At 71.8% G+C, this 17,694-nt stretch carries 18 protein-coding genes; 8 read left to right on the top strand and 10 right to left on the bottom strand.

Annotated features, from left to right (window positions below):
* Positions 1 to 418 precede the first annotated feature (418 nt).
* Entirely contained in the window at positions 419 to 1,741 is a 1,323-nt protein-coding gene (locus tag AB0I15_RS32460) for an MFS transporter (protein WP_358103576.1), read from the bottom strand.
* A 159-nt stretch (positions 1,742 to 1,900) separates the two neighbouring features.
* On the opposite strand from AB0I15_RS32460, the gene AB0I15_RS32455 reads away from it, so the two are divergent.
* Positions 1,901 to 2,059 carry a hypothetical protein gene (locus tag AB0I15_RS32455; RefSeq protein WP_358103573.1) on the top strand — a complete coding sequence of 53 codons (159 nt, stop codon included), beginning with the start codon at positions 1,901 to 1,903 and terminating at the stop codon, positions 2,057 to 2,059.
* A gap of 8 nt (positions 2,060 to 2,067) precedes the next feature.
* Entirely contained in the window at positions 2,068 to 2,403 is a 336-nt protein-coding gene (locus AB0I15_RS32450; protein WP_358103570.1) for an FAD-dependent oxidoreductase, read from the top strand.
* Here the strand turns inward: AB0I15_RS32450 and AB0I15_RS32445 are convergent.
* Positions 2,296 to 2,691 carry a RidA family protein gene (locus AB0I15_RS32445; protein ID WP_358103723.1) on the bottom strand — a complete coding sequence of 132 codons (396 nt, stop codon included), beginning with the start codon at positions 2,689 to 2,691 and terminating at the stop codon, positions 2,296 to 2,298. The genes AB0I15_RS32450 and AB0I15_RS32445 overlap by 108 nt on opposite strands.
* Positions 2,692 to 2,829: 138 nt before the next feature.
* Here AB0I15_RS32445 and AB0I15_RS32440 point away from each other — a divergent pair, with 138 nt between their 5' ends.
* Positions 2,830 to 3,804 carry a WYL domain-containing protein gene (locus AB0I15_RS32440; protein ID WP_358103567.1) on the top strand — a complete coding sequence of 325 codons (975 nt, stop codon included), beginning with the start codon at positions 2,830 to 2,832 and terminating at the stop codon, positions 3,802 to 3,804.
* 159 nt (positions 3,805 to 3,963) lie between these two features.
* On the opposite strand, the gene AB0I15_RS32435 is transcribed toward AB0I15_RS32440, so the two are convergent.
* Positions 3,964 to 4,524, bottom strand: coding sequence for a helix-turn-helix domain-containing protein (locus AB0I15_RS32435; RefSeq protein WP_358103564.1), 561 nt, complete (start codon positions 4,522 to 4,524; stop codon positions 3,964 to 3,966).
* A gap of 73 nt (positions 4,525 to 4,597) precedes the next feature.
* Here AB0I15_RS32435 and AB0I15_RS32430 point away from each other — a divergent pair, with 73 nt between their 5' ends.
* Positions 4,598 to 5,227: an NAD(P)H-dependent oxidoreductase gene (locus tag AB0I15_RS32430; protein WP_358103560.1), complete on the top strand. Its 630-nt coding sequence runs from the start codon at positions 4,598 to 4,600 to the stop codon at positions 5,225 to 5,227.
* Entirely contained in the window at positions 5,224 to 5,538 is a 315-nt protein-coding gene (locus tag AB0I15_RS32425; RefSeq protein ID WP_358103557.1) for a multidrug efflux SMR transporter, read from the top strand. The genes AB0I15_RS32430 and AB0I15_RS32425 overlap by 4 nt, the downstream gene beginning before the upstream one ends.
* A 300-nt stretch (positions 5,539 to 5,838) precedes the next feature.
* Here AB0I15_RS32425 and AB0I15_RS32420 read toward each other — a convergent pair whose 3' ends face one another.
* The 5 genes from AB0I15_RS32420 to AB0I15_RS32400 form a co-directional block, all read right to left on the bottom strand.
* Positions 5,839 to 6,141: a hypothetical protein gene (locus tag AB0I15_RS32420; RefSeq protein WP_358103554.1), complete on the bottom strand. Its 303-nt coding sequence runs from the start codon at positions 6,139 to 6,141 to the stop codon at positions 5,839 to 5,841.
* 85 nt (positions 6,142 to 6,226) lie between these two features.
* Entirely contained in the window at positions 6,227 to 7,225 is a 999-nt protein-coding gene (locus AB0I15_RS32415) for a serine hydrolase domain-containing protein (RefSeq protein ID WP_358103720.1), read from the bottom strand.
* Positions 7,226 to 7,277: 52 nt separating this feature from the next.
* Positions 7,278 to 8,648, bottom strand: coding sequence for a hypothetical protein (locus AB0I15_RS32410; protein WP_358103551.1), 1,371 nt, complete (start codon positions 8,646 to 8,648; stop codon positions 7,278 to 7,280).
* 67 nt (positions 8,649 to 8,715) lie between these two features.
* On the bottom strand, positions 8,716 to 8,922 hold the full coding sequence (locus tag AB0I15_RS32405; RefSeq protein WP_139637865.1) for a cold-shock protein: 207 nt from the start codon (positions 8,920 to 8,922) through the stop codon (positions 8,716 to 8,718).
* Between the two features lie 377 nt (positions 8,923 to 9,299).
* Complete coding sequence (locus tag AB0I15_RS32400) at positions 9,300 to 9,905, bottom strand: TetR/AcrR family transcriptional regulator (RefSeq protein ID WP_358103548.1); 606 nt, start codon at positions 9,903 to 9,905, stop codon at positions 9,300 to 9,302.
* A 114-nt stretch (positions 9,906 to 10,019) separates the two neighbouring features.
* On the opposite strand from AB0I15_RS32400, the gene AB0I15_RS32395 reads away from it, so the two are divergent.
* A complete protein-coding gene (locus AB0I15_RS32395) occupies positions 10,020 to 11,045 on the top strand; it encodes a hypothetical protein (protein WP_358103544.1) in 1,026 nt (341 codons plus the stop codon).
* A 30-nt stretch (positions 11,046 to 11,075) separates the two neighbouring features.
* On the opposite strand, the gene AB0I15_RS32390 is transcribed toward AB0I15_RS32395, so the two are convergent.
* Positions 11,076 to 11,678, bottom strand: a complete 603-nt coding sequence (locus AB0I15_RS32390) for a TetR/AcrR family transcriptional regulator (protein ID WP_358103541.1) — start codon at positions 11,676 to 11,678, stop codon at positions 11,076 to 11,078.
* A gap of 74 nt (positions 11,679 to 11,752) precedes the next feature.
* Between AB0I15_RS32390 and AB0I15_RS32385 the strand changes: the two genes are divergently transcribed.
* Positions 11,753 to 12,535, top strand: coding sequence for an NAD-dependent epimerase/dehydratase family protein (locus AB0I15_RS32385; protein ID WP_358103536.1), 783 nt, complete (start codon positions 11,753 to 11,755; stop codon positions 12,533 to 12,535).
* A gap of 17 nt (positions 12,536 to 12,552) precedes the next feature.
* On the opposite strand, the gene AB0I15_RS32380 is transcribed toward AB0I15_RS32385, so the two are convergent.
* The gene (locus AB0I15_RS32380) at positions 12,553 to 13,419 is read right to left on the bottom strand and encodes an SDR family oxidoreductase (protein ID WP_358103533.1); all 867 of its coding nucleotides are present in this window, start codon (positions 13,417 to 13,419) and stop codon (positions 12,553 to 12,555) included.
* Between the two features lie 325 nt (positions 13,420 to 13,744).
* Here AB0I15_RS32380 and AB0I15_RS32375 point away from each other — a divergent pair, with 325 nt between their 5' ends.
* Entirely contained in the window at positions 13,745 to 17,692 is a 3,948-nt protein-coding gene (locus AB0I15_RS32375) for a hypothetical protein (RefSeq protein ID WP_358103530.1), read from the top strand.
* Positions 17,693 to 17,694 lie beyond the last annotated feature (2 nt).

Genomic DNA, 17,694 nt, shown 5'->3' with positions numbered 1-17,694 from the left:
CGTTGCTGGCCACGTACGCGCCGTAGAGGTTGTCGATCAGCAGCGTCGAGCCGGCGTACACGTCGAACAGGCCGCGCACGTTCCCGCCGTCGGGGTCGCGCACGTGGTTGCGCAGTTGCGGGGTGAGCGAGTTGGTCCAGTGGACGCCGTCGTAGGCGCTGTGCGGCGAGAGCCAGGCCGAGACCGGGGTGCTCGGGTAGGAGTTGTACGTCACCGAGATGACCGGCACCTTCGACGCGGCGTTGCCCGAGTGGAACCGCTTCCAGGCGTACTCGTCCGACTCGCTGGAGGCCCGCAGGCCCATGCCGCAAACGTAAAGATCATCGGCGTCCACTCGGATGATCTTGGGTGGAGGTGCCGTAAACGTTTGCTGTCCAGCCGGGGCGGCGCCCCGGCCGGACAGCGCCCGCACGTCCCGCTACACCCCCACCGCCACCGGGGCCGCCGCGGGCGAGCTCTTGACCGAGCGGGGCGCGATGGCCAGCCCGATCACCGCCATGGCCAGCGTCGCCGCGAAGACCACCCAGTAGCCGGACCCCGCCGCCGTGAACAGCGCCGCCGTGACGGCGACCGCCACCACCGAGAACACCGACTCCCCCACCTGCAGCGCCGAGCTGTTCTCCCCCTGCTCCCCGGCCGCCGACAGCTCCAGCGTCAGCACGGACAGCGTCGGGTACACCAGCCCCATGCCGAACCCGGTGATGATCCACGACGGGTACGCCAGCGCCACCGGCACCCCCGCGAACGTCACCGCGCCCATGAGCAGGATGCCGAGCGCGATCATGGCCGAGCCGAGCCGCAGGTTCGTCAGCCGCCCGAACACCTCGCGCCCCTGCAGCCAGGAGGCGAGCGACCAGGTCACCGCGCCGCCGGTGATGGCGAACCCGGCGGCCAGGGTGGACATCTGGCGCTGGTCCACCAGCATGAGCGGCACGATGACCTCGGCGGCGAAGAACGCGCCCGCCGCCAGGCCGCGCAGCGCCACCACAGTGGGCAGCCCGCGGGCGGCCCGCAGCGTCCCGGCGGGCAGCAGCCTGGGCAGGGCCACCGCCAGCACCACCAGCCCGGCGATCAGCAGGGGGAGGCGGCCGCTGCTGCCGTACTGCATGAGCCCGGCGCCCACCGCCGTCAGCGTCCCCCACGCGACCTTCTTCAGCAGGCCGGGCGACGGCGCGCGCTGACCGCCGCGCACCGGCTGGCCGGCCAGCCCGCGCAGCAGCACCAGGCCGCTCAGCACGGTCAGGATCGGCACCAGCAGGAACACCCACCGCCAGCCCAGCGTGTCGGTCACCACGCCGACGATGGCCGGGCCCACCATCGAGGGCACCACCCACGCCGTCGCGAACAACGAGAAGACCTTGGGATGCAGGTCCTCGGGATAGACCCTGGCCACCACGACATAAAGGGCCACGCTCACCAGCGCCCCGCCGAACCCCTGCAGGAACCGCCCGGCGATCAGCACCTCCATGCTGGGCGCGAGCCCCGCCACCATCAACCCGGCCACGAACCCCGCCATGCCGGTCCACAGCGGCGCCCGCGGTCCGCGCAGGTCGGCCCACCGTCCGCCGAGCACCGTGCCCACCACCGCCGCCGCCATCGCCCCGCTGAAGGCCAGCCCGTAGAGTTCGAGCCCGCCGAGCTCCTTGGCCACGACCGGCATGGCGATCGCGACTGCGATGTACTCGAAGGCCACCAGCGACATCATTGCCACCAGGCCCGCTGTCAGTGCTTTACGTGTCATATTCGCGAATTTACGGATCTTCGCGGCGCAGCACCTCCAGCGGGAGTCCTACCTCGTACCGGTAAATGGGCCTAAGACCGTCGCGCGGGCCGCTCAGCCAGCAGACCGGCGTCGGCGCGGGCGGCGGCATCCACGTGCGCCCGCCTGACGATGAGCGGCGTGGCGGCCCTGCCCGGTCCCCGGTTCCGGGTGCTGGGCTCGCGGGCCGGGTACGTCGCCACCGCGCTGCGCGACGGCACCGGCCTGCCCGTCGACCCGTACGACGCCGTCGAGGTCCTGGACGTCATCGAGCGCGCGCACGGCCGCGCCACGAAGTGAGGAGTCACATGACAGCACACACCCCTGCCCAGGGCGGTGCCCGGCGCGGCGTCGTCCTGGGGGGCGGCATCCTCGGGGTGTCCACGGCCGTGCACCTCGTACGCGGCGGGGCCGAGGTCGTCCTGGTCACCGAGGCGGACCTGGCCGGCGGGGCGTCGGGGCGTTCGCTGTCCTGGAATGGGCGCGCAGCCCTATTCGCCGCCTCCGGCAGGGTTGCCGGAGGCGGCGAGGTCGCATCACGCGACGGCGGTCCCCTCAAGCTCGACCATCAGGTCGGGGATCGCCAGCCGCGTCACCCCGAGCATCGTGGTGGACGGCGCCACCCTGGCGGCGCCCAACCGTGACGCCAGCACGCCGTAGTGCTCGAAGAGCCGATCGACGTCGGTGGTGTAGACGTTGAGCCGGACGAGGTTCGCGAGGGACATGCCGGCCTCGCCGAGCACGGCCTCCAGGTTGTCGAGGCTCAGCGCCAACTGCGCCGCCATGTCGTCGCTATGCTGGGGCTTGCCGTCGGCGCTCATCGCGGTCTGCCCGGAACAGTACAAGGTCCGGGTGTGCCCGGAGACGATCTCCCCCTGGTTGTAGCCCATCTCCACCGACCACGCCCACGGGTTGACCGCCGTTCGCTCCATTGCCACATCAGCTCCATTCGATTCGTCGACATCACGTACGTCCATCGGCTCGGTGGCCGTCATCTCTCTGGTCGCGGTGATCAGCCTCGCAGCGAATACACGACATCCTGTGTCGTGTATTTCGATTAAAGTTCTCGGATGCGTGCCGACCGGCTGGTCTCCCTGGTGCTGCTGCTGCGGCAGCACGGCCGGCTGTCCGCGACCGCGCTGGCCCGCGAGCTGGAGGTGTCCACCCGCACCGTGCTGCGCGACATCGAGGCGCTGTCCGCGGCCGGCGTCCCGGTCTACGCCGAACGCGGCCGGCACGGCGGGTTCGCGCTGCTGCCCGGTTTCCGGACCGAGCTCACCGGGCTGAGCCCCGACGAGGCCCTTGCCCTGCTGGTCGCCGGATCGCGGCGCGGCGCGCAGGCCTTCGGTCTCGGCTCGGCGCTCGCTTCGGCGATGCTCAAGGTGGTCGACGCGCTGCCCGAAAGCTATCGGGACACCGCCGCCGGCGCGGCCGAGCGACTGCTCATCGACCCGGAGACCGACCTCCTCTCGCGCCGGCTGGTGGCCGAGGAGGTGCCCGACGCCATAGCGGCCGAGGTCCTGCGCGCGGTGTTCGCCGGACACAAGCTGCAGATCCACTACGCGGCCGTGGACCAGGCCCCGAAGTGGCGCACGGTGGACCCGATCGGCCTGGTCACCGTACGCGACCAGGGCTACCTGCTGGCCACGAGGTCCGGCGCGGACCGTACCTACCGGCTGTCCCGGGTCCTGGCCGCCAAGGAACTCGCCGAACCCGCGCAGCGACCGGACCGGGTCGATCTGGACCGGGCCTGGCAGGAACGCAGCACGCGGTTCCGGACCGGCGGCGACCAGGTCACCGTGGTCGTACGGGTGCACCCGGCGCGGCGGGAGGAACTCGTGGGCACCGCGCTGGCCGTACTCGCCGAAGAAGCCGACGCGGACGGCCGGCTGCGGCTGGAGGTGACCTTCCAAGATCCCAGACACGCCGTGTGGGCGCTGTGGCAGCTCGCCACGAGCGCGGAGGCCCTGGCCCCGCAGTGGCTACGCGACTCCCTGCGCGACCGCGCCACCGCCATCGCCACCCGCTACGGCGCGCCATCCTGAGAGTCCCCCGAGGACTCGGCGGGCGAGCTGTGTGAGCGTGCCTTCCGGGCCCTCGCCGACGCGCTCGCGCTCCGCCCGGCCATGTTCCCGGGCGGGCGGAGCGGCTTCGCCGAACGCTTGCGGGCGTTCCCGCCGAGGTGACGCGCTGAGCGTCGTCGGTCAGGATGGCGCCGGCCCGAGTGCCGCCGTGAGCACGGTCAGGGCGTCGGTGATCTGGCCGGGGGTCAGGCCGAGCACCGAGCGCTGGTAGCCGTACACCTCCGGGGCCAGGGGCGCCAGCAGCACGTCCACCAGGGCGTCGGGTCCGGATACGCGGGCGGCCACCAGCAGCGCGCGCACATGCGCCCGCCAGAACCCGTACGCCCCCGTCTCGAACCGGGACCGGCCCACTTCCGAGCCCAGCACCAGGTGGGAGTGGTCCTCCAGCAGGCGCACCATGGCGGCGTAGAAGGCGGCCAGCCGTTCGGCGGGTGGGGCTCCGGGACCCAGGGGCGGGTCGCCGCGGATCAGCCGTTCCTGGAGGGCCCGTTCGTGCTCGTCGAGCAGCGCGACGGCGATCGACGCCCGGTCGGGGTAGCGGCGGTAGAGGGTGCCCCGGCCCACCCCGGCCTTCCTGGCGATGTCGTCCATCGTCACGTCCTGCGGTGGGCGCTCCGCGAACAGCAGGGCGGCCGCCTCCAGGATCCGGGCGCGGTTGCGGGCCGCGTCGGCTCTCTCCATGCCGCCGATTGTATATGGACACGATGTCCGGTTACCGTGAAATGGACATCGTGTCCACATAGGAGGAGAGATCATGCTGCTACATCTGGACGCCAGCGCGCGGCGCGCCGCGTCGTTCTCCCGCAGGCTGTCCGCCCGGTACGCCGAGACCTGGCGCGCCTCGCACCCCGGCCGCCGCTACGTCTACCGCGACCTCGCCGCCCACCCCGTGCCGCACATCAGCGAAGCCTGGACCGAAGTGTGCGATTACCTCCTCGAACACGAAATAACCGAAATTTCGCGCTATCAGGAGGCGGTACGCACCCCCGCCCAGCGCCAGGCCTGGGCCGTCGTCCGGCCGCTGCTCGACGAGGTGGTGGCGGCCGAGGTGATCCTGATCGGCACGCCGATGTACAACTACTCGATCCCGTCGTCCCTGAAAGCCTGGCTCGACCAGATCACGTTCCCGAAGATGTCGCTCGAGGGCCGCTCCTTCGTGGTGACCGGGGCGCGCGGCGGCGCGTACGGCCCCGGCACGCCTCGCGAGCCGTACGACCACCAGGAGCGCTACCTCCGCGACTTCTTCGCCGGCCACTTCAGGGTCTCGGACGTGACCTTCGTCCACGCGGAGCTGGTCAACGCCCGGCTCGACCCCGCCCTGGCCCACCTGCGCGGACAGCACGAGGCCTCGCTGGCGGCGGCCCTCAAGGAGGTGGCCCGGTGAGCTGGCTGGTCCTGGCCCTGGCCGGGCCGGTGGAGGTGGCCTGGTCGCAGAGCATCAAGCCGACCCACAACTTCACCAGGCCCTGGCCCACGCTCGTCTGCCTGCTCCTGATGGCCGCCGCGGTCTGGCTGCTGTCGCAGGCGATGAACACCCTGCCCGTCGGCACCGCGTACGCGGTCTTCACCGGCATCGGCGCCGCCGGCGCGATCACCCTGGGCATCGTCCTCAACGACGACCCCGTCTCGGTGGGCAGGATGGCGGCGCTCGCGCTGATCGTCGCAGGGATCGTCCTGGCCCGGGTCACGACCTGAAACCCGGGCGGGGCGACAGGAGACGGACGGCCGTGGCCGGCGGCTTCGGGACGACCGTCGTCACACGGCCGCGGCGGCAGAGCCCGGGCCGAATTCCGGGGGCATTGGGCAATGCGCGCCATATGACCCGCAGCACAGCGATCCAGCGGAATTCCGCGTCGAACGCCCTCGCCGAACGGGCGCGTTCGGCATGACCACGGAATTCCCCTTCGTCGCCATGCGCCCGCGAAATGCGGCCCGTGGCCGGCACGCGGCGAATCCAGCCATTCCGACAATGGGTCACGGCCCTTCGAGGCCGGTTCAGAGCGGCACGCAGCGGGATCCGCCGAGATTGCCGGTGACCACCCAGAAGAAGACGAACTCGCAGAGGTAGTCGCCCGCCGAGGGCCCCGTCCTGAGGTGGACCTCGGCGTCGGTCGCCCCGGTGCCGCCGCACCTGGTGCCGGACAGGCCGTACCAGTCGCCCACCGGATGGAACGAGCCGGTCTCGCACCAGAAGGACCCGAGGGCCTGCGCGGGCGCGGCCATCAGGGAGGACGCCAGCAGGGCCGCGATGAGGGCCGTGGCGATACGTCTGCCGAACATGCCGCGAAGACCGACCATGCCTCGACGATAGGCACGGGCGACCGGAGGGCACAGATGCGGTCTGTCACCGGCCTGTGTGCGTTTCACACACCGCGCGCGCCCCTCAGCGTGCGGACCCCAGGCGGCGGAGCAGGTCCAGGGCGGGCCTGTCCACCGGCTGCCGGGTGTTGCCGAGCACGACGACGCCCACCTCCTTCTCCGGGTCGAACCCCACGAACGAGGAGAACCCGCCGGTCCTCCCGTTGTGCCAGATCTGGAGGCCGCCGCCTTGCCGCTCGTGCGACCGTTGCCCCATCCAGCCCAGATGGATCCAGGCGAAGGAGTTGATCCGGTGCTCGCTCTGACGGCTGAGCCGGATCGCCTCGCCGATCGCGCTGGAATCGGGGGCCAGGTGGGCGCGGACGAAGGTGACCAGGTCCGCGGCCGTCGAGCGCAACCCGCCCGCTCCGGCCAGGCCGGCCAGATGCCAGGGCGGGACGGGCCGCCGGCGCCGGTCGTGCCCTCGGACGAGCCGGGCCCGCCCGTCGGCGACGCCGGTGTCGGTCATCCCCAGCGGCGTGCAGATCTCCCGGACGACCAGCGTCTCGTAGTCGGTGCCGGCCCGGTGGGCGAGCGCCAGTCCCAGGAGACCCGCGCCGAGGTTGGAGTAGCGGAACCGGTGGCCGGGCGTGGCGCCCAGCCGGGTGGCGGCCAGGCCGGTCAGCAGGAACTCGGCGGTGCAGCCGGCGTACGGGTCCGGTTTCGACGGACGCAGCAGTGCCTGGAGGAGCATGCCCTTGGGCAGGCGCGGCAGGCCGGAGGTGTGGCTCGCCAACTGCCGGAGAGTGATCTCCTTACCGTCGCGCGACGGCACGCGCGTCCCCTCGGGCAGCAGGGCGGCCAGCGGCTCGTCGAGACCGACCACGCCCTGCCCGGCCAGTCGCGCCAGCGTGAGCGCCGTGAACACCTTGGTCACCGAGCCGATCTCGAACAGCGTGCCGGGGGCGGTTCCCGCCTGCCCGGCGCCCCTGATCTCCGTCGAGCCGCCCGCCACCGCCGCGACCACCACGCTCACGTGCAGTGGCGTGAGCCGGTCGACGGTCTCCTCCACCAGGCTGCCCATATCTGTCACAACCGGACAATCTACCGATAGGTCCCGGCTCGTGGACGGGCGTTCAGGCGGGATCGGTGTCGGCCGCCCTGACGGAGAAGACGACCCGTTCCTCCTCGCCCTCGGTGAGCCCCCACAGCTCGCCGGTGGCGTACCACAGGGACAGGTCCTCCGGCCGGTAGGACCAGCTCGTGTGCGCGTTGATCGTCCAGGTGGAGGCGGCGCCGCCGACGTCCACCGTGGCGAAGCGCCGTCTCGGGTCGGGGCCGGGGTGGGAGCCGGCCGCCATGTTGAGGTAGAGGCGGTCGCCGTCGGCCTGGACGCCCTGCACGTCGCTGATGGCGTTGGCCCGGTCGGCGGGCACGGTGGACGCGTAGGCCCCCACCGGCGCGGCGAGGAGCCGGTAGTCGCCGTCCGGGGGCGGCTGGAAGCGGTAGCGGACCAAGGTGGTGCCGGTCAGGGAGGCGGCCGTGCCGTCGGAACGCTGGTAGGTGCCGGCGACCAGCGTCGCGCCGCCGGAGCTGTTGCGGTCGAGGGAGACGTAGTCGAAGCGGATGGGGGTGACGTAGTGGCGCACCTCGGGCATGACGTACCGGTAGTCGCCGCCCCCTCCGTCGCGCTTGCGGTAGATCTTGCGGGTGTCGAACACCCGGATCGTGTGCTTGGTGGAGCTGGGGCCCGAGTAGCCGTTCCAGTTGGAGCTGGAGGTCATGAAGAGGTACGGGCCGTACCAGGCCAGGCCGCCGCCGTGCCCGTAGACGCGCCTCAGCCCGCCCTGCCCGTCCACCCACACCGGCAGCACGTTGCGGTAGCGGCGCTCGTCGAGGTCGGCGACCGAGAGGATCACGGAGTTGGTGCGATAGTCGGGGGCGTTCGGATCGGGGGAGTTGAGCCAGGTCCAGCTCGTGATGAGCGCCCTGTGCTCACTGCCGATCGGGGTGCCGTCGAGCTGCGCCTCACCCGAGGTGGCCAGTCCTTGCGGCACCCAGGGAGAGTGCGGGAGGTCCTCCCGGTCGCCCTGGGCCTTGGTGTCCCAGCAGAACCAGGAGCGGACCGGCAGCCGCGGCAGATAGGCCGCCCGCGCGGCGCAGGCCGGATCCTCCGGGCCCGGTAACGCGACGCGATCGCTCCCGCTCAGGACTCCGCCGATGCCCACCTGCTCGAACTCGGCCGCGAGCGGGGCCGTGTAAGGGTCGGAGCCCGTTTTCAGCCCGAGCCCCGTGAGGCTCAGCGCTCGCAGCGGCGCCGCCGCGGGGGTGCCGGCCGCCGCCACGCCCACGCCCACCGGCGCCGGCAGGGCGATGATCGACGCCACCCCCGCGCGTACGAGCCGCCTGCCCCACCGTCCGTAACCGAACAAGGCCACGTTGCTCCCCTCCCGGAAGATCGACAACACCCTGACAGGATGCGGCACGAACCCGAAGGTTTCCAGCAAGGGGGAGAGGACATGAATCGGGGCCGCACCCACAGGTGGGTACGGCCCCGGTTCGGACGCGCTTGGATCAGGCGGCGACGATGTTCTCCGCCTGCGGGCCCTTCTGGCCCTGAACGACGTCGAAGGACACCTTCTGGCCCTCGGTCAGCTCGCGGTAGCCACCGTTGGCGACGATGTTGGAGTAGTGGGCGAAGACGTCGGCGCCGCCGCCGTCCTGCGCGATGAAGCCGAAGCCCTTTTCAGAGTTGAACCACTTCACGGTGCCAGTAGCCATGTCAATCTCTTTCAGATACCTGCAGACCAGACAGAATTCGCACTGTGCGAAATCCCGTGTCGCCGCGATGAGCCCATCCGGAAATGACCGGCAAACAAAAAAAGCGCCCGAAAATTGCACTTCGTCAGGCGCCGAAAGTCTTTATGGGTACCACAACTGCAACGCCCAACAGGCTAGCACACCCTTCCCCCGCGTCCCATCCCCCGGCGGCACGTCTAATCCCGTCGCGCAGAACATGAGGGCTTTGGGCGGCCTTCTGTCGATGACAAAAGGGGCAAACCGGGCCCGATTTCGGGGCTCACCGTGAAAGTCCTCCGCGGGCACGCGCGCAGGTCCCGGCAGGTCAGCTCAGCAGGTCAGCAGGTCAGCTCGGCAGGTCAGCTCGGCAGCGGCGCGCGCCGCCGGACGAGTGGCAGGTAGACCTCGTCGACGATCTCGACGATGACCTCGTCGGGGGCGGCGGGGACCCCGCGTACGACGAACTCGTTGCGCAGCAGGACGATGGCCACGGTGGCGACCCGGGGATGCAGGGCCTCGGGGGACGCCTCGCCGCGGGCGACGGCCCGGCCCAGGATGATCAGCCAGGGGGCGGCCGTGGCGTCGCCGGACTGCTCCTGCGTCTGCGCCAGGAGCTCCGACGCGCCGCCGCTCGCGGCGAGCAGGTCGCGCAGGATCACGCCGTAGGGCGAGCTCCAGTTGCGGTTCGCCTGGCGGAGCAGCTCCAGGACGTCGCCGCGCAGCTCCCCGGTGTCGGGGAGCGGGGCCGTCGTGGCCAGTCGCCGGTAGGCGGCGATGCCGAGCGCGAGACGGTTCGGCCAGCGGCGGTAGATGGCGTTCTTGTTGGTGCCGGCGCGGGCGGCGACCTTGTCCATGGTCAGCCCGGCGTAGCCGGACTCGGTGAGCTCGTCGACGGCGGCCCGCAGGATCGCCTCCTCCAGCGCGGCTCCGCGCCGCCGCGTCCCCCCGGCACCTGGCCGCTCCATCGGCTCCCTCACCCCTCATCGGTACGGCACGTACCTTCCGCATTCTGGTTTTCATCCAGCGAAAACCACAACTAAGGTACGGCCAGTACCGTAAAGAGAGTGAGATGGCCTGACATGCGAGCCAAAGGCATCAGCTACGACACCGGCTTCGTCCACAACGGGGCGATCGGCCACGAGGGCTTCGACTCCGAGGTGGTCGAGCGCGAGCTGCGCATCATCCGCGACGACCTGCACTGCACCGCGGTCCGCGTCATGGGCGGCGACCCGGAACGGATCGAGCTCGCCGCCGCACACGCCGCCGACCTGGGCCTCGAGGTCTGGTTCTCCCCCTACCCGCTGGAGCTGACCGAGGACGAGACGCTGGCGCTGTTCGCCGACTGCGCCGTGCGCGCGGAGCGGATCAGGCGGCGCGGGGCCGAGGTCGTGTTCGTCACCGGCGCCGAGCTGAGCCTGATGAACAAGGGGTATCTGCCCGGCGACAGCACCGACGAGCGGGTCGCGCTGCTGCGCCGGCCGGAGCTCGTGCGGGAGCGGCTCGGCGAGATCGGCGCGCGCGTCAACGACTTCCTCGGCAGGGCCGTGGCCCTCGTCCGCGAGCACTTCGGCGGCCGGGTGACCTATGCCTCCGTGCCGCTCGAACGCGTCGACTGGGCGCCCTTCGACATCATGTCGGTGGATCTCTACCGGTCGGCCGAGATCGCCGGCCGGTTCGCCGAGGGCGTACGCGGTCTCGTGGCGCAGGGCAAGCCGGTCGCGATCACCGAGTTCGGCGCGGCCGGCTACCGGGGCGCGGGCGACAGGGGCGCCCTCGGCCTGGAGATCGTCGAGTACGACGACAAGACCCGTGCGCCCGTCCGGCTGAACGGCGAGTACGCCCGCGACGAGGCCGGCCAGGCCGCGTACGTGCGCGAGCTCCTGGAGATCTTCGACGCGGGAGGCGTCGACAGCGCGTTCGTGTTCACCTTCGCCCTGTACGACCACCCCCACCGCCCCGACGGCGACCCCCGCGACGACCTGGACCTGGCCAGCTACGGCATCGTCAAGGTCTACGAGGACCGTCTCGGCGCCACCTACCCCGGCCTGCCGTGGGAGCCCAAGGCCGCGTTCGCCGCCGTCGCCGACCACTACCGGCGGCACTGACCCCGCCCGGGGCCGCCGGGCCCGGGGACGTCACGGCGCCGTGGCGCGGTGGCCCCGGAACGTGGCCTCCAGGGCGACGCGCCAATGGTGGCCGGCCTGGTCGGCGTCGCCCAGGGAGCCCTTGAGCTCCAGGCTCGCCAGCCCGTGCACCAGGGCGTTGAGGTGGACCGCGACGTCGTAGGGGTCGGCCGGGGCGAACCGTCCGGTGTCGACACACCGGGCGACGGCGTGGACGAGGGTGTCGAAGGTCCCCTGGATCTGCGCGAGCGCTGCGTCGTCGGGCCGGAAGTCGGCGATGGGGCGGCCGAACATCAGCTCGTACAGGTGCGGGTTGGCCAGGGCGGCGGCCCGGTAGGCGTGGCCGAGTGCCATCAGGTCGGCCTCCGGGTCGCCGCCGCTCGGCACCGTGGCGAACTCCTGGGCGAGCCGGGCGAACCCTTCCAGGAACATCGCGCGCAGCAGGCCGCCCTTGTCGCCGTACAGGTTGTAGACGGCCTTGGTGGAGGTGCCGACCTCCTGGGCCACCCGTCGGGTGCTCAGCGCCTGCGGGCCCTCCTGGGCGAGCAGTCGCCCGGCGGCGTCCAGGAGGTCTCGGCGCAACTCGTCGTAGTCGCGTACGCGTGGGCGGGGCATTTGACAACCATATCGCAACGCTGTTTCATAACAGCGTTACCAAACACTTCCAGGACCACTTCGGGAGGCCCCCTGTGCCCGCTGCATCCGACCTGCACGTCGTCCTCGGCGCGGGAGGGGCCGTCGGCGCCTCCGTGGTCCGCGAGCTCGCCGCCCGGGGGCACCGCGTCCGCGCGGTCAACCGCGGCGGCCGGCTCCCCGAGGTCCCCGGTGTCGAGGTCCCCGGTGTCGAGATCCACCGGGGCGACATCACCACCGTCGCCGGCGCCAAGGCCGCCTGCGACGGCGCCCAGGTCGTCTACCACTGCGCCGCCCCCGCCTACGAGCGCTGGACGCAGGAGTTCCCGCCCATGACCGACGCGGTGCGCCAGGGCGCGGCCACCGCGGGCGCCAAACTGGTCCTCGCCGACAACCTGTACATGTACGGCCCCGTCACCGGCCCCATGACCGAGGACCTGCCGTACGCCGCCGCCAACCCCCAGGGCCGCGTCCGCGCCGAGATGGCCGAGTCCCTGCTGGCCGCACACCGCTCCGGCGAGCTGCGCGTCGCCCTCGGCCGGGCCTCCGACTACTACGGTCCCGGCGGCGTCAACACGGGCCGGCAGTTCCTCGACCTGGTGTTCGCCGAGCTGGGCCGCCCCGGCAGGACCGCGGCGCTCGGCCGCCCCGTGCAGCGGCTCATCGGCCTGTTCAACCCGACCGTCCGCGCCCTGGGCGAGACGTGGTACCAGCGCGACCGCCCGTTCGTGAGCGACACCACGAAGTTCACGCGCACGTTCGGCCCGTTCGCCGCGACACCCCACTCCGAGGCCATCGCCGCCACCCTCGCCTGGTACCGCGCGAACCCCACCCCGTAACCCGTCCGGCGGTGGGGTCAGGCCGGCGCGGGCGGGTTCGCGGCGCGTACGACGTCGGCCAGCGGCGTGGCGGCGCGGCCCGTCAGCTTCTCGACGTCGCCGCTCACCCCGTCGAGCTCCCCCGCCGCGATGGCCGTGTACGTCGACACCCACGCGTCGACCTGCCAGCCCGGCGCGCCGTAGGAGGCACGCGACCGATAGGCCTCCGCCACGGACTCCGGCCGGTAGGTGATCGTCCGGCCGGTGGCCTCCGACAGGATCACGGCGACGTCCGCCATGGAGTGCGCGCGCGGCCCCGTCAGGTCATAGGTACGGCCGGCGTGCCCGGCCGCGTCCAGCAGCACGGCGGTGGCGGCGCGGGCGATGTCGTCCTGGGCCACGACGGCGGCCCGGCCCTCCCCCGCCGGCCCGCGGATGACGCCGTCCTCGCCCACGAGAGCGGGCATGAAGTCGGCGTAGAAGTTGTCGCGCAGGAACGTGTAGGTGAGCCCGCCGCCGCGGATGTGCTGTTCGGTCGCCCAGTGGTCGCGGGCGAGGGTGAAGACGGCGTCGGGGGCGGCGCCGAAGAACGACAGGTACACCACGTGCCGCACCCCCGCCCGCGCGGCGGCGTCCGCGAACGCCAGGTGCCGGCTCAGGCGGTCGGGCGACTCCGAGGCCGAGACCATGAAGAGCACCTCGATGCCCTCCAGCGCCCGCGCGGCGTCGTGGTCGCCGTACGCGCAGCGGACCGCCGTCGCGCCGGGCAGCCGCGGGGCCCGCTCGGGACGGGGCACGACCAGGCGCTGCGCCGCGCCGGCCGCCGCCAGGCCGCGGGCGATCCGGCCGCCGACGCGGCCGGTGGCTCCCGTCACGGCGATCTTCGCGTCGTCAGGCAGGGTCACTGGCGCTCTCCTCCGAGGTGTCCTCTTCCGGACATGGTAGAGAGCGACCTGGCGTGTAAGGATTTAGCCACTCGCGCGAGCGAAGTCCGAGGCCGGGAGCAGCACGTTCGATGCTGCCGCGCACCTGATCTCCAACCCGGGCACAGAGGGTCGGCCCATGGCGCGACGAACCTGACGTGTGCGCCATCAAGCAGGCTCCGGTCTCGGACACCGAAGCGGATCGGCCGGTGTCCGGAGGCGCACGATGCAGCATCTGTCCAATGTCTATACGTACAAAACGATCCGCGATGTCGCGTCCGCCGGCCTCTCTTCGGCGACGAGACCGGTGGGAACGGATCACCGGGCCGACCTACGGCAATCGCTCGAGGGGCGCATCAGGTCGGTGGTCGCGGCGGGCAACGACCACTTCTTCTCCGGGAACTACACCGCCGCCCTGGACGCCTACCTGCAGGCCTACGCGTTGCTGCACGGCTACCTCGAGCCCGATGTCCCCGTCGACGCCGTCATCCGGGTGATCGACCGGGTTCGCGGCCTCGACCTGCTGCAGCCGTTGCTCTCCGCCAGCGCCGAGGTGGCCCGGCTCCGTGGCACCGTCGGGGCGGGCACGCCCATCGTGGCGCCCAAGGATCCGCCGGCGAAGTTCACCGAGGTGGTCCGCGAGCTGCGCCGGGCCGGCGCCCACAGCAGGCCGTCGCCCGCGCGGATGTTCTACGACGCGGCGGTGCGGCACCTGCGGGCCGGCGCCGTCGAGCAGGCGGAGCAGTTGCTGAACCGGGCCGGACAGCAGGGGAAGGACGACGACGACCCCCGGCTGGACGCCGACGTCAGCCTGGCGCACGCCGCGGTGCTGGTGCAGCGCGGCAACGCCGAGGGCGCCCTGGGGCTGCTGCGCGAGGCCGGACGGAGGTACGAGGAGCTGGGCGCGCCGGTCGCCGCCGCGGCCGCGAACAACAACCTCGGCGTCGCCAGCACGGTGCTCGGCGACCTGAAGACGGCGGGAGCCGCCTTCAACGCGGCCGGGGCGCGGGCGCCGGTCACGGCCGGGCACAGCCTGACCCAGCAGTTCGAGATGGGGGCGATCACCGCGATGCAGCGTCCCACGGGCGCCGACGGGTTGCGGCTGATGCTGCCCGCCAACGACCCGGCGGAGGCGTGGGTCACGGTGCGCTCGCTCAGGTCGGCCGGCGAGGTCAGGCGCTGGGGCGTGCTCGCCGGCGGCAAGGTCGTGGATCTCGACCTGAGGGCCGATCCGGTCACGGAGCTGACGAACCGGATCTACCAGGAGCGCGTCGGCGCGCGCACGCTCGAGGCCCTGCGCACGCACGACGACCTGGAAGGCAACTTCGTCGCCTACCTGGGCCACCTGTACGGCTTCGTGCTGCCCATGTCGATCGGCGACTGCCACGTCCGGCTCAAGGACTTCACCGAGGCGCTCACCTGGTACGGCACGGCGCAGTCGTACCGGTTCCTCAACCTGGCCGTCGAGGCGCCCGTGCTCTGGCAGAAGACGGCCGAGACCGTGATGAGCCTGGCCCACGATCGCTATGCCGCAGGCGACATCGACGCGGCCCGCGCGCAGTACCGGAAGATCATCCGGCTGGAGGCCCCGCAGGTCGACCCCGCCTCGCCGCTCTACGCGCCCACCGTGTTCGCCGGGATGCGGACGCAGGTCGAGGCCATCGTGGCGGCGCCGGAGCCGCTGGACCCGGAGGTCCACAACCCCGCGGTCGCCGCGCTGGTGCTGCTGGCCCGGGTGAACCTGCAGAACATCGCCGCCGGCATCGACCTGCCGCTGCTGTCGATGCAGCGTGAACAGGTCCCGGTCTTCAGCTTCCAGTACCTCCAGAACGTCGCCAGGTATTTCGCCGAGCACGCGATCCAGGCCGAGCGCACCTACATCGGCTTCCAGACCAGCGCCGAGCAGGAGGAGTTCACCAGGAGCATGCTCGAGAACGCCATCGCGCTGGAACAGGCGAACGAGCTCCTGGAGCAGAAGAAGGTCAGGGTGGCGACCGAGCAGCGCAAGGCGATCCAGGCCAACCTCGACTACGCCACCCTCCAGCTCGCCAACGCGCAGAGCACGCGCACGGACTACGCGAACGTCAGCCTCCAGGAGATCGCGCTCGACGCCGAGGCCACCTATGTCGGCGCGCCCACGACCGAGTACGACTTCTCCGGCTACGAGCAGTACGGCATCTCCGACGGCACCCACCGCGTCGACGAGGTGCTGCGCACGCTGACCCGGCGCCGCCGCGAGATCAGCCGCGACTTCGAGCTGCGCAACCTCGACCGGCGGATCAACGAGCTGCGGGCCGCCCAGCGGGTGGCGCAGGCGCAGGTGGGCATCGCCGACGCCCAGGTCGCCGCGGCGCAGGCCCAGGCGCAGATCGCCACGTTACGCCGGCAGCAGGCGCAGCAGCAGCTCGCGCTGTTCGACTCGCAGGTGTTCACCCCCGAGTTGTGGCACCGGCTGGCCCTGGAGATGCGGGCCATCTCCGAGGGGTACCTGGCCGAGGCGATCGTCATCGCCCGCCTGATGGAGCAGGCGTTCGAGTTCGAGACGGGCGAGCAGGCCGATGTGATCAAGCCGGGCTACACCCGCAACGACCTGTCGGGGCTGCTCGGCGGGGACTTCCTGCTGCGCGACATCGACTCGTTCACCTACCTGCGGATCGTGCTCGGCCAGAAGAAGCAGCCGATGAAGGAGATCATCTCCCTCGCCGACCGCTATCCCCTGCAGTTCCTGCGCGACTTCCAGCGCACGGGCGAGCTCGTGTTCCGCACCGAGCTGGCCGATTTCGACCGCGCCTTCCCGGGCAGCTACCAGCAGCGCGTCAAGCGGGTCGAGGTGGTGGTCGAAGGTCTCATCAGCAGCGAGGGCGTGCACGGCAGCCTGACCAACACCGGCCTGTGCCTGACCCGCCGCCGCGACGGGCGCGTGCAGATGCGCCTGCTCCAGCCCGAGACGCTGCTGCTGTCGCGCTACCGGGTCGCGCCGGACGCCGTGGTGTTCGGGGGCGACGCCGAGATGCTGGCCGTCTTCGAGCACAGCCCGGTCGCCACCTCGTGGCTGCTCCGGGTCCGGCCGAACGCCAACGACCTGGTGTTCAACTTCCTCACCGACGTCAAGCTCGTCATCTACTACGAGACGTTCTTCGACCCCGACCTGGAGCGCCCGGTGCTGGAGGAGCTGGCCGAGACCCAGCCGCTGACGGGCCGGCGCACGGTGGCTCTGCGCTACGAGCTCTTCGACGAGTTCTTCGCCTTCCAGGACACCGGCTCGGTGACCTTCCGGCTGCGTACGACGATGGTGCCCTTCCAGCACGTCGACCCCAGGATCACCGCGCTGACCCTGCTCGTGCGGACCGACGACGAGACCTCGCCGGCGGGCCTGACGGTGCTGGTGGAGGCCGGCGCCGTGAGCGCCACCCAGGTCACGACCGCCGACGGAGCCCTGTCGACCGGGCCGGGCGCGCCGCTGAACGCCGTGCTCGGGAGCCCGCTGCTGTCCGAGTGGACGATCTCCATCCCCGAGCAGGGCAACGAGGCCGCGTTCGCGGCCGGGTTCTCCTGGGAGCACGTGAGCGACATCGTCCTCGTCGCCGAGTACGCGTTCACGCCGCGGCGCGTCGGCGGCGACCCCTACCTGGTGCTGCGCGACGGGTTCGAGACGAACCCACTGGCGGCCTTCGACGTGGCCGACGACCCGCTCGCCGGCCAGGGCGGCCCGTCGGCCTGGGCGCACGTGTCGCCGGACGGCGTCGTCACGCAGACCGCCAACATTCGCGGCCTGCCGCCGGGACCGCCGGCCGGTCCCGCGAAGCCGGGCACCTACCTGGTGCGCAGGACCGGGACGGGAGCCGGTGACCTGCCGGAGCTCGCCGACGTGATCGTCACCGCCACGCTGCGCTCGACGACCGCCGGCGTCATCGGGCTGGTGTTCCGCTACCAGGATCCCGGCAATTTCTACTTCTTCGCCATGGACGCCACGAACGGCGTGCGCCGCATCGGCAAGAAGACCGGCGGCGTGTTCGCCGAGCTGGCGACCGCGGCGGTGGACACGACCGAGGGCTACACGCCGGGGACGTCGTACCACGTCCGGATCCGGGCGAGCGGCACCTCGTTGCGGGCCTTCGTGGACGGGGAGCCGGCGGTCTCCGGCAGCGACCCGTCGATCGCCGACCCCGGCCGCGTGGGCTTCTACTGCCACGCGAACCCGGGCGCCCGGTTCGACGACCTGCACCTCATCGACCTGGCGACCGGCGGGAGCTGACG

This window comes from Nonomuraea sp. NPDC050643, from assembly GCF_040654715.1.
GTDB lineage: Bacteria > Actinomycetota > Actinomycetes > Streptosporangiales > Streptosporangiaceae > Nonomuraea.
This window is presented reverse-complemented; position numbering and strand designations above follow the sequence as displayed.